This is a genomic window from Nonlabens arenilitoris (assembly GCF_002954765.1).
Lineage (GTDB): Bacteria > Bacteroidota > Bacteroidia > Flavobacteriales > Flavobacteriaceae > Nonlabens > Nonlabens arenilitoris.
Genome location: NZ_MTPW01000001.1, coordinates 618,065 through 632,201 on the forward strand (window position 1 = coordinate 618,065; position 14,137 = coordinate 632,201).

8 protein-coding genes and 1 pseudogene are annotated in these 14,137 nt (G+C 35.9%); 3 read left to right on the forward strand and 6 right to left on the reverse strand.

From position 1 onward, the window contains the following. Positions 1-20: 20 nt before the first annotated feature. The 3 genes and pseudogenes from BST92_RS02730 (at position 21) to BST92_RS02740 (ending at position 4,637) form a co-directional block, all read left to right on the forward strand. Positions 21-1,097, forward strand: a complete 1,077-nt coding sequence (locus tag BST92_RS02730; RefSeq protein ID WP_105070075.1) for an efflux RND transporter periplasmic adaptor subunit — start codon at positions 21-23, stop codon at positions 1,095-1,097. A 121-nt stretch (positions 1,098-1,218) separates the two neighbouring features. Beyond that, positions 1,219-4,412: pseudogene (locus BST92_RS02735) on the forward strand (efflux RND transporter permease subunit). A gap of 12 nt (positions 4,413-4,424) precedes the next feature. Further along, a complete protein-coding gene (locus BST92_RS02740) occupies positions 4,425-4,637 on the forward strand; it encodes a YgaP family membrane protein (RefSeq protein ID WP_036580099.1) in 213 nt (70 codons plus the stop codon). A gap of 31 nt (positions 4,638-4,668) precedes the next feature. On the opposite strand, the gene BST92_RS02745 is transcribed toward BST92_RS02740, so the two are convergent. The 6 genes from BST92_RS02745 to BST92_RS02770 all read right to left on the reverse strand — a co-directional run bounded on the left by BST92_RS02745 (position 4,669) and on the right by BST92_RS02770 (position 14,127). Continuing rightward, positions 4,669-5,358 carry a VIT1/CCC1 transporter family protein gene (locus BST92_RS02745; protein ID WP_105070076.1) on the reverse strand — a complete coding sequence of 230 codons (690 nt, stop codon included), beginning with the start codon at positions 5,356-5,358 and terminating at the stop codon, positions 4,669-4,671. 5 nt (positions 5,359-5,363) lie between these two features. Continuing rightward, a complete protein-coding gene (locus BST92_RS02750; RefSeq protein ID WP_105070077.1) occupies positions 5,364-6,527 on the reverse strand; it encodes an efflux RND transporter periplasmic adaptor subunit in 1,164 nt (387 codons plus the stop codon). Positions 6,528-6,537: 10 nt separating this feature from the next. Next, complete coding sequence (locus BST92_RS02755) at positions 6,538-10,869, reverse strand: CusA/CzcA family heavy metal efflux RND transporter (protein WP_105070078.1); 4,332 nt, start codon at positions 10,867-10,869, stop codon at positions 6,538-6,540. 79 nt (positions 10,870-10,948) lie between these two features. Next, positions 10,949-11,344, reverse strand: a complete 396-nt coding sequence (locus BST92_RS02760; protein WP_105072184.1) for a hypothetical protein — start codon at positions 11,342-11,344, stop codon at positions 10,949-10,951. 456 nt (positions 11,345-11,800) lie between these two features. Then, entirely contained in the window at positions 11,801-13,768 is a 1,968-nt protein-coding gene (locus BST92_RS02765; RefSeq protein WP_105070079.1) for a heavy metal translocating P-type ATPase, read from the reverse strand. Beyond that, complete coding sequence (locus BST92_RS02770; protein WP_105070080.1) at positions 13,765-14,127, reverse strand: DUF3703 domain-containing protein; 363 nt, start codon at positions 14,125-14,127, stop codon at positions 13,765-13,767. The genes BST92_RS02765 and BST92_RS02770 overlap by 4 nt, the downstream gene beginning before the upstream one ends. Between the last annotated feature and the right edge of the window lie 10 nt (positions 14,128-14,137).

Here is a 14,137-nt window from a genome sequence, read left to right on the forward strand (position 1 = left end):
TTATTTATAAAATATAAAAAATGAAAAAATCATATATCCTATTCACTGCATTACTAGCCTTACTAACAATAAGTTGTGGTGATAAAGAAACACAACCAGCGGTGGACAATACTCCTGCAATTCCTGTAACGGTACAAGCTGTAACTGATAATAATAGTAGTCCTTTTCTAGCGGTAAGCGGTAAAGTTCAAGCAGCAAATAGCGCACAATTAAGTACTCGCATGATGGGGTTTGTCAATGACGTTCCTGTAAATGTAGGTGATCAAGTTAAAAAAGGTCAGTTATTAGTGGCTATTAATAATGCCGATTTACAGGCAAAAAAAGGACAAGTAAACGCTAGTATTACCGAAGCTACTGCAGCATTTAATAACGCTCAAAAAGATTACAACAGATTTAAAAATCTCTTTGCAGATAATAGTGCGTCGCAAAAAGAACTAGATGACATTACGGCAAATTTTAATATGGCCAAGGCTCGTCTAGAAGGTGCACAGCAAATGAAAAACGAAATCAATGCTCAGTTTGCTTATTCTAATATAACCGCGCCTTTTAATGGTGTTATTACTAGCAAAAACATTAAAAAAGGTGACATGGCAAATCCTGGACAGCCGTTACTTTCTATAGAAGCGCCTGGCGATTTTGAAGTAATGGCTATGGTACCTGAAACTGAGATCTCTCAAATTAAAAAAGAAACAGAAGTACAGGTAACGATATCTTCCATTCAACAAACATTAACTGGTAAGGTAAAAGAAGTAAGTACATCTGCACAACAAACTGGTGGTCAGTATCTAGTAAAGATAACGATAGATAAAACAGATGTACCGGTTCTATCAGGCATGTTTGCCACTATTGCTTTCCCTGTTGAAAGAAAAGCTGCAAATCATAATGTTTTAATACCTGCCACGGCACTTATTACAAAAGGTCAACTTACTGGTGTGTACACCATCAGTGAGAATAATACAGCTATGCTACGCTGGTTGCGATTAGGTAGAACTCTAGGTGATCAAGTAGAAATATTATCAGGACTTAATGCAGATGAAAAATACATTACCTCATCAAATGGTAAGCTATTTAACGGTGTAAAAGTGACTATACAATAATTCAATATTGCGTTAAGGATAGTAGTGAAAATCCTTTTTGTGGTTTTTTTCGCTTTCGCGAAAACTGCCTTCAAAAAGATTGTAACGGATAGCCTGTTAAAACGCCCAAAAAATATATCTAATGAAAGAAGGATTAGCTGGTAAAGTTGCCAAAGTCTTTATGAATTCAAAGCTGACTGTGCTCTTAATGATCGTCTTTATGGCCGTAGGAGTATACAGCTCATTTTTAATACCACGTGAAGAAGAACCACAGATCGATGTACCTATGGCAGATATCTTTGTAGGATATCCAGGTGCTAGCCCTACTGAGGTGGAATCTCGTGTTATTAAACCACTGGAGCAACTTATTTCTAACATCAAAGGTGTCGAATACGTCTACTCTACTTCTATGAAGGAACAAGGAATGGTGATTGTGCAGTTTTATGTGGGCGAGGATATTGAACGCAGTTTTGTGAAACTCTATAACGAGATCAATAAACACATGGATCAAATGCCTGAAGGCGTGACCATGCCACTGGTAAAAACACGTGCCATAGATGATGTCCCGATGCTAGGCCTTACTTTATGGAGTGAGAATTATAGCGATTATCAACTAGGACAGATGGCTCATGAATTAGAGGCCGAAATAAAGAAAATAAACGATGTCGCTATCACACATAAAATAGGTGGTAGAGAACGTCAACTAAGAGTTGTTTTAGATAAGGATAAACTAGCCTCTAGTGGTCTAGACCTTATGCAAGTCTCTCAAATGATTAAGGCTAATAACGCCCAACTTAACGCTGGAAAATTTGATAAAAACGACACCGAGTTTATCGTTAACACTGGTGATTTTCTAGCCAGTACTACTGATGTTGAAAACCTTGTAGTTGGTGTGCAACAAAATCAACCTATCTATTTAAAACAAGTCGCTCAAATAATTGATGGACCAGAGGTACCTCAAAGTTATGTGAGTTTAGGCTTTGGTCAAGGAAGTGATAAAAAAACCGATTTCTTATCTGAATATCCAGCGGTAACTATATCTGTTGCAAAACGTAAAGGTGCAGATGCTATGAAAATTGCAGATGTCATTATTGCCAAAGTTGAACACCTGCGCAAAACCTTAATACCAGATGATGTGCAAGTAGAAATTACACGTAATTATGGCGAGACGGCATCTCATAAAGTGTCAGAATTATTATTGCACCTTATAGGTTCTATTATTGCTGTAACCTTTGTTGTAATGCTAGCGATGGGCTGGCGTGGTGGACTCGTTGTATTTCTTTCTGTACCGATCACGTTTGCTTTAACTTTATTGAGTTATTACATGCTGGACTACACCTTAAACAGGATCACCTTATTTGCATTAGTGTTTGTAACCGGTATTGTAGTAGATGATTCCATCATTATAGCAGAGAATATGCACCGGCACTTTAAAATGAAGCGATTGCCTTTTAAAGATGCTGCCTTATATGCTATAAACGAAGTAGGGAACCCTACTATCCTAGCAACCTTTACGGTAATCGCATCTGTATTACCTATGGCTTTTGTATCTGGATTAATGGGACCTTATATGGCACCTATGCCTATAGGAGCTTCCATTGCCATGATTATATCTTTATTTGTAGCCTTAACCATCACTCCATACTTAGGTTATATATTCTTAAGAGAAAAGACAAAAAAGGTAGAGTTGAAAAAACAGAAAAACCACTTGAAGAAACTCTTATTTATAGACTGTATAATAAATTTGAGCGTCCTTTAATGGAAAATCGTTTCAAACGATGGTTATTTCTAGGTGGTACTTTTTTGATTTTACTAGTTACCATGGGATTGTTTTTCACAAATTCTGTTGCGGTAAAAATGTTGCCATTTGACAATAAAAACGAGTTTCAAGTGGTCATAGATATGTCTGAAGGTACAACACTAGAACGCACTGGTGTGGTCGCTCAAGAAATATCTCAGTATTTATCTACTAGACCAGAAGTAGTCAATTATCAAAATTACATCGGGACATCTGCACCTATCACTTTTAACGGACTAGTGCGTCATTATGATTTGCGTGGTGGAAGTAATATGGCAGACATTCAAGTTAATTTGATTGACAAGGAAAAACGTAGTGCACAAAGTCATGATATCGCTAGCTTATTGCGTCCTGATATTCAAAAAATCGCTGCGAAGTATAATGCTAATGTAAAACTAGTTGAAGTACCGCCAGGACCACCAGTGCTATCTACAATTGTTGCAGAAATTTATGGTCCTGATTATGAGCAACAGATTATTGTAGCAAATGAGGTTCAAAATATTTTAAAGAACACGGATGATGTAGTTGATATAGACTGGATGGTAGAAAACGACCAAACTGAATATCAATTTACTATCAACAAAGAAAAGGCAATGTTATATGGCGTGGCACCGCAGCAAATAGCATATACCATGCATCTAGCATTATCTGATAGACCTGTAACTAATTTATATGATGAAGATGCAGTACAGCAAATAGGTATCGTACTAGCACTAGATGAAAAAGAGAAGTCAACGATTCAAGACATTTCACAACTTAAAGTTGCTTCTAATCAGGGAACCATGGTACCTATTGCAGACTTAGTAGAGATCAGTGAGTCTATAAGTGCAAAAAGTATTTATCGTAAAAATCAAAAAAGAGTCGTTTACGTCATGGCAGATATGGCAGGAGAACTAGAAAGTCCTGCATATGCTATCCTAGGCATGGAAGAAAAATTAAAATCAATTCCTATGCCTGAAGGCTACAGTATTAGCGAAATGTATTTAGGTCAACCAGATTTTGAAGATGATTATACGGTAAAATGGGATGGCGAATGGCAAATAACATTAGAAGTATTTAGAGATCTGGGAATTGCATTTCTAGGAGCCATCATCTTAATCTACATATTGATTGTAGGATGGTTTCAAAATTTTAAAGCACCTATCGTTATGATGGTGGCCATACCGTTATCCCTAATCGGTATTATTTTAGGTCACTGGATTATGGGTGCTTTCTTTACCGCAACATCTTTTATAGGAATGATAGCCCTAGCCGGCATTATGGTTAGGAACTCTGTACTATTAATAGACTTCATTAATTTAAGAACTGCCGAAGGTGTGCCTCTTAAACAGGCTGCTATTGAAGCTGGTGCGGTACGTACCACTCCTATCTTGCTTACAGCAGGTACAGTTGTTATAGGAGCATTTGTCATACTATTTGACCCTATTTTTCAAGGGTTGGCAATATCATTAATGGGTGGAACTATTGTGTCTACTGTATTGACCTTACTGGTAGTACCATTAGTTTATTATATGATAGAAAAGAAAAATTATAAATAATAAAATCAAGCAATGTTAAATACATATTTTAGAGTAATCGTAGGTACCATGGTACTTTTAAGCGTGGTGTTAACCGTTTATGTAAACCCAAACTGGATGTGGTTTACGGTATTTATAGGTGTTAATCTTATACAGTCTGCATTTACAAAGTGGTGTTTACTAGAAACTATTCTAGTAAAATTAGGAGTTAAGAAAGAAGCAAAAGGTTGTGCTGTTAATCCATAACAGGATTTAAAGAATATGCGATAATAGATTTTTATAGATTCACTTCAAATAAATTCCCTATTAATGCTGTAATTCCCATGGCCAGTGTACCCCATAAAGTCACTCTAAAAATGGCTTTCAAAACACTAGAACCACCTGCACGCGCAGCAACAACACCTAACAAGATTAAAAACACTATAGCAAATACATACTGAACATATTCCATCAGATCAAGAGGTGACATATAAGCAACAACCACTGGCAAGAAACCACCGACTGTAAAAGCAATACCTGAGGACAAAGCTGCCTGTAAAGGTTTAGCTTCGGTCTGTTCTGATATCCCTAGTTCATCTCTTGCATGAGTTCCTAGGGTATCATGTGCTGTTAACTGCTTTGCGACTTCTATTGCTGTAGCTGGATTTAAACCTCTTTCTTCATAGATTTTAGCAAGCTCTACTAACTCTTGCTCTGGCATATCTATCAGCTCTTGTTTCTCGCGTTTTAAATCAGCTTGCTCTATATCTGTTTGAGAGCTAACAGAAACATATTCACCAGCAGCCATAGATAAAGCTCCTGCCACTAACCCAGCGACACCAGCAAGTAAAACTGGTTCTCTCGTAGTGCTCGCTGCGGCAACACCTATGATGATACTAGCCGTAGATAAAATCCCATCATTTGCTCCTAACACAGCAGCTCTCAACCACGCACTACGATTGATATAATGTTTTTCTTTAGTATGCATAGTTTTTAATGATCGTGACTACCAGATTCTCCGACTAGATTAAAAGCACCTTTAATTAAAAAATTAGTTTCATCGTTGAATTTAGAATCGGTTACTATTTCAATATACTGATTTAATTGTTGACCTATTTCAACTTCAACTTGTGTAAAATAATAGCCTGCATTAGTAGTTTCATCTAGTATCAACACATAATTTTCATTGTCCATATTTGCAACAGCTGTTTCTGGTAACGCTTTCGCGGAAGCGGAATCAATCACAATTCCTGCCTCAACAAACATACCTGTTAGAAAATGTATTTCCTTTTCATTATTTATGTGTCCATGAACCTTTATAGTTCTATTATCTTCAATCGTGGTACCGATAAGATGAACGTCGGCAAGGAAAGTTTCATTTGATGACTCTGGGATTTTAAAATTAATCTTTTGTCCTTTTTGAAGTTTCAGAATATCTTTTTCAAAAACCGATAATTCTAGATGTAAGTGATCATTATCGATTATTTCTAGAATTGCTGTTGCAGGTGATACATAGGTGCCTCTAGTTACATTAACTTTAGTAATACTTCCAGAGATAGGTGCATAAATATTAACTACAGATACAATCGTACCTGCTTCTACATTAGAAGGAGATATATTTAACATTTGTAATTGCTTGCGCAATCCAGTGTATCTAGCGTTTATAGTTTTATAAGAACTTTCTGCTTTTAAGAAACTTTTTTGAGAGGTAATGTTTTCATCCATCATAGTTTGGTGTCTCTCATACTCCACTCTCAAATAAGTCATTTGCTCCTTAACTTCCAGATACTCTTGCTGGATCTTAACAAAATCTGGATTCTCAATTGACACTAAAACCTGTCCTTTACGCACCTTATCACCTATTAATAACGGAGTTGATTTAATATAACCGCCCATAGTTGCATTTACGACCGCTCTATTTTCTGGTGGCACATCTATCATTCCGGTTGTTTTTACAGTTATAGGAAAAGGTTGCTGGATCAGTTTTCCCAGTGTCATATTACTATTTTCAAACTGTGCTGTAGATACAAATATCCTATCATCATTGCGATGAGTGTCTGACGTTTGACTATCTAAACTTGTAGATTCTTTTTCACCACAACTGGCTAGAACCAGTAATAGAATTATAAAAGTGTATTTATTTATAATGCGTTGCATGTCTTTAATTTTATAAGGTTAAGTAATTGATTTCTATTACTACATTATTGTATTGATTTAACTGCTCTAGATAATCTAGTTTGATCTCATAGGCTCCTTCTAGGCTTTGTATAAATTGATAAAAATCAATCTCACCATTCTTAAAGCTTCCTTGCGCGGTTTTGAGGATTTCATCAGACAGCGCGGTGCCTTCTTGCTCATAATATAATAGCGCATTATTTAATTGATTTCTTCTTACCATAAGAGCTTCATATCGAGCCTTTAATTGAATATCATATTCATTATACTCTTGAGATGCAATTTGCTGCGCTATACCTGATGCTTTAATTCGTGAGGACTGTCCTCCAAATAGAAGAGGAATTTTTAAACCTACCTGATAACCATATAAACTACTATTCAGTTCAGAATTAGTTCCTTGAAAATAATGAAGACTGATATCTGGTAATAATTGTTTTTTCTCTAATTGCCTTTGTGCATCTAATAAAGAAATTCGGTTGCGATAATAATCCAATTCTACACTAGACTCAACATCGATCCTTTCTAGAGGGATTTTTAGATCTTTTTCTGCAACCAATATAAGAGTATCAGATGACTGCACTAGCTTCTTTAACTCGTTATAACTTAACACAACATCTAGCCTTGACTCTAGATATTTAGTATTGATCTGTTTCTGTTTTGAGGCAGCTGTTATTTTTTCTAAATAATTAGTCTCACCTAGTTCAAAGCGTCTGGTCGCCATACTTGAAAAGTTAGTATATAAACTATCGAGAGTTTTAAGTGCCACCTCTTTTTTTCTAGCGATTTGATACTGATAATAAGCAATGGTTACTTTTCTTTCAATATTCTTTTTATTGATATCCTTTGCACTGGTTACCAATGCTAAATTTGCTTCATTCACTTTCTTTTGAGTAAAATAAACCGTTGGAAACTTAAAATCTTGTTGAATACCTAAAACTCTCAACGGCTTATTATTAATCGCGAGGTTGTTTTGATCAAACTCATAATACAACTGGGTTTTATCAAAACTAAATGCACTATTAACTAGCTCATTAGACTGATCCACTTGTAATTCTTGTGCTTTGATACTGGCATTATTCTCCAACGCCATAGGAATCAAGGTTTCTAAATCTATAGGCTGTTGTTGTGCCTGACCCATTGCCGCGATTGAAAAAATCATTAAGCTAGTCGTTACTATTCCATTACGGCTTGTAGCTGACTTAACTTTAGGCTTATTAAAATAAGCATATAACACTGGTAGTACTATTAGGGTAAGTAAAGTTGCAGTTATCAAACCACCTATAACAACGGTTGCAAGTGGTCGTTGTACCTCAGCACCAGCATTGGTCGATATTGCCATAGGTAAAAAACCTAATGCAGCAGCCATAGCGGTTAACAATACTGCACGTAACCTATCTTTAGTTCCCTGTTTTATAAGATCATTAATATTGTTAAACTGACCTTCTTTTTTCAACTCTTTAAAATGTTCTATTAAAACGATACCATTTAACACTGCAATACCAAACAATGCTATAAAACCTACTCCTGCAGATATACTAAAAGGCAAATCTCTTATCCACAATAGTAAAACACCACCTACCGCAGCCAGTGGTATAGCCGAGTAAATAATCAACGCCTCTTTAACCGATTTAAATGCAAAATAAAGAAGTATAAATATTAAAATTAAGGCAATAGGTACTGCTACCAGTAGTCTGGACTTTGCGCTCTGTAAATTTTCAAACTGACCACCATATGTGATGTTATAACCTACTGGTAATTCTACATTATCATCAATTAATTTTTGAACATCATCTACCACAGACTGTAAATCGCGGTTACGTACATTGACACCTACTACAATTCTACGTCTAGTATCATCTCTAGAAATTTTTGCAGCTCCTTTTTGATAGGTTATCTCTGCAAGTTCACTTAAAGGAATCTTGCCGCCATTAGGCACATCAATGTAAAGATTTTTTAAATCTTCAATATCCTGTCTATTTTTTTTATCTAGCCTGAGGACTAAATCAAATCGTTTCTCACCTTCAAAAACGCTACCAGCCTGGCGACCGGCAAATCCCATAGCAATCATGTCATTTACTTCTTGAATGTTAAGACCATATCGAGCTATTTTTAATCTGTTGAATTTCACATTCATTTCAGGCAATCCAGCTATCTTCTCTACAGACACGTCTGCAGCCCCAGGAACGTTTTCTATTAAGGTTCCTATTTCATTACCTTTTTTAGTTAACACATCCAGGTCGTCGCCAAATATTTTAATGGCAATATCTGCTCTTACACCTGTAATTAACTCATTAAAACGCATCTCAATAGGTTGTGTAAATTCAACTTCCATTCCTGGAATAATGGCTAGCGCTTCTTTGAATTTGTCTGCTAATTCATCTTTTGTAGATGCAGATTTCCATTCACTTTTTGGTTTTAAAACTATAATAACATCGCTTTCTTCCATAGACATAGGGTCTGTAGGAACCTCTGCAGCACCTATACGAGTTACCACTTGTTTCACCTCAGGAAATTCATCTAGTAATATAGATTCTATTTGTGTTGTAATCGCCACCGTATTACTTAATGAAGTACCAGTTTTAAGTACTGGTTGTATAACAAAATCACCTTCATCTAGTGTAGGTACAAATTCACCGCCCATCGTGGCATATAAATAAATAGATAAGGATAATAAAAGAACTGCGATAGATAGGACGATGCGTTTACTTACTAATGCCCATTCAATAACAGGTTCATAAATTTTATGCAACCACTTCATTAATCGCACAGATATATTTTTATCTGATATTGTGGATGGTTTAAGAAAGATGGACGCTACTACTGGCACATATGTAAAACACAAAATCATCGCGCCTATCAATGCAAAACTAAATGTGAGTGCCATCGGTTTAAACATCTTGCCTTCTACACCAGATAAGGAAAGGATAGGTATGAAAACAATCAATATAATGAGCTGCCCAAACACTGCAGAGTTCATCATTTTTGATGCACCATTAATGGTAATTTTATCTTTAATGTATTGTTGATCCGCTTTCGCGAAAGCGAGAATCTCATCTTTCTTTCTGGTGATCTCAAAAGCAATAAATTCTACAATAATCACTGCTCCATCGATGATAATACCAAAGTCTATCGCTCCTAAACTCATAAGGTTTGCGTCTACCCCAAAAACGTACATAAGAGATAATGCAAATAATAAACACAACGGTATCACCGATGCTACTACAAGGCCTGATCGCCAGCTACCTAGTAATAAAACAACAATAAAAATGACGATTAAACATCCTAATATTAAATTCTCTGAAACGGTAAATGTAGTCTTAGCGATTAATTCACTGCGATCGAGGAAAGCGTTTATATAAACACCTTCAGGCAATGACTTAGATATTAATTCTACTCGTTCTTTAACAGCATCGATGACTTTTTTAGAGTTTGCATCCTTAAGCATCATGACCTGTCCTAGCACTTTCTCGCCTTCACCATTACCTGTAATGGCTCCAAAACGTGGTGCGCTTCCATAATCTACAGTCGCTACATCTTTTATGTAAATGGGGAAATTATCACTATTCTTAACGACTATATTATTAATATCATCGATGGAGGATATTAATCCTTCTCCTCTTATAAAATAAGCCTGATTTACTTTTTCTATATAACTACCACCAGAAATACTATTGTTCATTTCTAGGGCTATAAATACTTCTTGCGATGTGATATCCATCGCGTTTAATTTTTCTGTATTAATAGCAACTTCATATTGCTTTAAAAATCCACCCCATGTATTGACCTCTACCACGCCAGGTATACCAGATAATTGCCTTTTTACTATCCAATCCTGTATGGTACGCAGGTCTTGTGCAGTATACTGATCTTTATAACCTGGCTCTACATCAAGTATATATTGATATATCTCACCTAGTCCTGTGGTTATAGGTCCCATTTCAGGTGTTCCAAAACCTTCTGGAATTTTCTCTGTTGCAGATTTTATCTTCTCGGCAATAAGCTGTCTGGGAAGATAGGTTCCCATATCATCATCAAAGACAATAGTAACCACGGATAATCCAAATTTTGAAACCGAGCGAATTTCCTGCACACCAGGTAAATTTGCCATTTCTAATTCTACAGGATATGTAATGAATTGCTCCATATCTCGTGTAGATAGATTACGAGATGTGGTAATTACCTGTACTTGATTATTAGTAACATCTGGTACGGCACCTATGGGAATTTGAGTAAGAGAATATAAACCGAATCCAATAATGAATACAGTAAATAGAAGAATAATGAGCTTATTCTTGATGCTGAAATTGATAATATTTGATAGCATTTTTCATAAATAATAAATGTTATTATCCTCTATAACACAATTGTGCAAGAGAATGAAATGGAATTAACACGGATATTTATTAAAACTTAGGCGGCTGGAATAGTCCATCACAATGCAATGATGAAGATGGTGCCTGATAAAAGAAATTATGCTTTTTATACTCTAATGGTTCTAATAATTTTAACTCTGACCTTTGAGTATTAAATACAATAGCTGTAATTGAAGTTAATTGAGACTGCTGTTGAAAAGGTAATTCTTCATGTTCCTCTTTTTCTTCTTGATGGTCTTGAGCATGTTCTGCCTTTAATTCTCCATAATGCTTTGCTATAAAGACGATAATATTATCTCCATATTCCTCATTATGAAATTGAGCGTGTTCTATAAATTCATCAATTTGTGAGATATCATTAATTTGTATCCCGAAGCTTTGCATCAGGATAATAATAGAAATAGATATACTAATTAATTTACTCACAATGGTAAATGTATAAAATTTAATTATATGGTTATGTAACATTTATAACCATAGGTATAAATTTAATAATTATGACTTACTATACCTGATTTTACTGGCTAAGATTATTACTTAACTACAGCTTATTATTAATCACAGCATTGTGATCCTGCCCATCATCTCAATCGAACTAATTATATACAATAACATATCGACCCATCACTTAATATAACGATTGTAATGAAAAATGGTATCCCACTTACATTCCAAATTATGTAAAAATTACTTATTTCAAATTTAAAATTACTGAGCTTTATATAAAAAAGGTCAAAACAAATTTTGAGCTAACTCAATTCCCTTTGACCTTTTTCAATGTATTCGTGACCTCGAAGAGACAGAGTTCAAACTTTTTGAATGATGATATTAACTTAATTCTCTCAAAATCAATGATTATGAATAATGCTTCCTCGCAAAGATTTAACCCCACTTCATCTTCTGTAATCTAACAGCATTTAAAATTGCAAGCAAGGCAACACCTACATCTGCAAAAACGGCTTCCCACATTGTGGCTAGTCCACCAGCTCCTAAAATGAGAACTATAATTTTTACGCCAAAGGCTAGAACAATATTTTGCCAAACAATACTTCTGGTAGAACGTCCTATTTTTATGGAGCGCGCAATCTTTGAAGGTTGGTCATTTTGAATAATAACATCTGCAGTTTCTATAGCGACGTCACTTCCTAGACCACCCATTGCCATACCAACATCACTTGCTGCCAAAACTGGTGCATCGTTGATACCATCTCCTATAAAAGCGACTTTTGTATCCGGTTGTGCTTTAAGCTTTTCTACTTCGTTAAGCTTATCTTCTGGCAACAAACCACCTTTTGCCCAATCAATGCCTAATTCTTTAGCAACCTGTTGGGTAATTGAATCCTTATCGCCAGAGAGCATTATAATTTTTGAAATTCCAGATTCCCTGATCTGTTTAATCGCTTGATGGGCATCTTCCTTCAGTTCATCGGCAATGGTAACATAGCCAGCAAATTTGCCATCGATACCCACCATCACGATGGACTCAATAATGCTATCGGTTTCAGCAGGAACATCTATGCTATTTGAAGTCATCAATGCTTTATTTCCTACCAAAACGGTTTTCCCATTTACACTTCCTTTTAATCCCTTACCAGCAATTTCAGATACTTCTGTAGCTTCATAGTCGGCACCTTCTGCCTTGTATTCCAGAATTGCTTTTGCAATAGGATGTGTGGATTGTTCTTCCATCGCCATCAGGTACTGCATAAATTCAGCTTCCGCAAAAGTGGATTTATTTACCACTTCCTTAATCTTAAAAACACCTTTGGTCACCGTTCCCGTCTTATCCATTACCACGGTATTCACCTTAGTCATTGCATCCAAAAATGATGCGCCTTTAAACAGGATTCCGTTGCGAGATGCAGCACCCAATCCACCAAAATATCCTAGCGGAATGGATATTACCAAAGCACAAGGACAAGAGATAACTAGAAAGATTAAAGCTCGATATAGCCAGTCTCTGAACACATAATCATCTACAACGAAATACGGTAAAAAGGTCAGACCTATGGCTAAGAAAACTACAATAGGCGTGTAAACACGAGCAAATTTTCTAATAAACAACTCGGTTTTAGATTTACGAGCGGTGGCATTCTGCACCATATCTAGAATACGTGCGATAGAGCTGTCCTTGAACTCCTTAGTAGTTTCTACCTCAATAACTCCATCAAGATTGATACTTCCTGCAAATACAGATGCTCCTTTCTGGACGGTATCCGGTTTACTTTCTCCGGTAAGAGCAGCGGTATTGAAAGAACCTTTATCTGAAAGTAATATTCCATCAAGAGGCACTTTTTCTCCTACGCGTACTTGAATTTTTTCGCCTATCTCAACCGTCTCAGGATTAACCGAAATGAAGTCGCCATTTCGATATACTAACGCCTCATTAGGTCGCACATCTAATAAAGCCTTGATATTTCCTTTTGCTCGGTTAACCGCTGCTTGTTGAAATAATTCGCCCACGGCATAAAACAACATTACAGCTACACCTTCTGGGTATTCTCCTATGGCAAATGCGCCCAAAGTTGCAATGGACATTAAAAAGAACTCCGTAAAGAAATCTCCATTCATAATACTGTTCCAACCTTCTTTTATTACAGGGAAGCCAACAGGGATATAAGCTACGGTGTACCATACGATTCTTACCCATCCTTTAAAGAAGGGAAAAGTGTCAAAATAATCAACTGCAATACCTATTATAAGCATTACAAAACTGAAAATCGCAGGAATATATGTTTTCAAATTAGACACTTCGTCTGGACTACTATGATTGTGACCGTCATCGTGGCTGTGCTCGCCAGAATGTTTTTGCGTGTCTAAGTCTCTTAAGTTTACTTTTTTCTTTTTCATTTACTATTGAATAAATTAATTATGTCATTTGGCATAGGCATACGTTTTAATGGTGGCACATTTGAACCTCCTGTATTTCCTAGTGGCACGTGATTAATAAACGACTTCCAACCACCAACAACTAATCTGATTATTTGACCAAATACTTCTTTAGTATTCTTTTGCATAAACCCAAATTTCAACATTAACCAATGTGAATAGGTATGTTCAATGGGATAAGATTGACCTATAATATGACTCCTTTCTAAATGATGCCAGGCAATATCAAATTGTTCCATTTTTAAATTATTGCGGTACAACTCTAATTCTTTACAATATGCCTGTTTTAGATGTCTTGGTATTTTAATATTTAACGTCATATCCAATGAT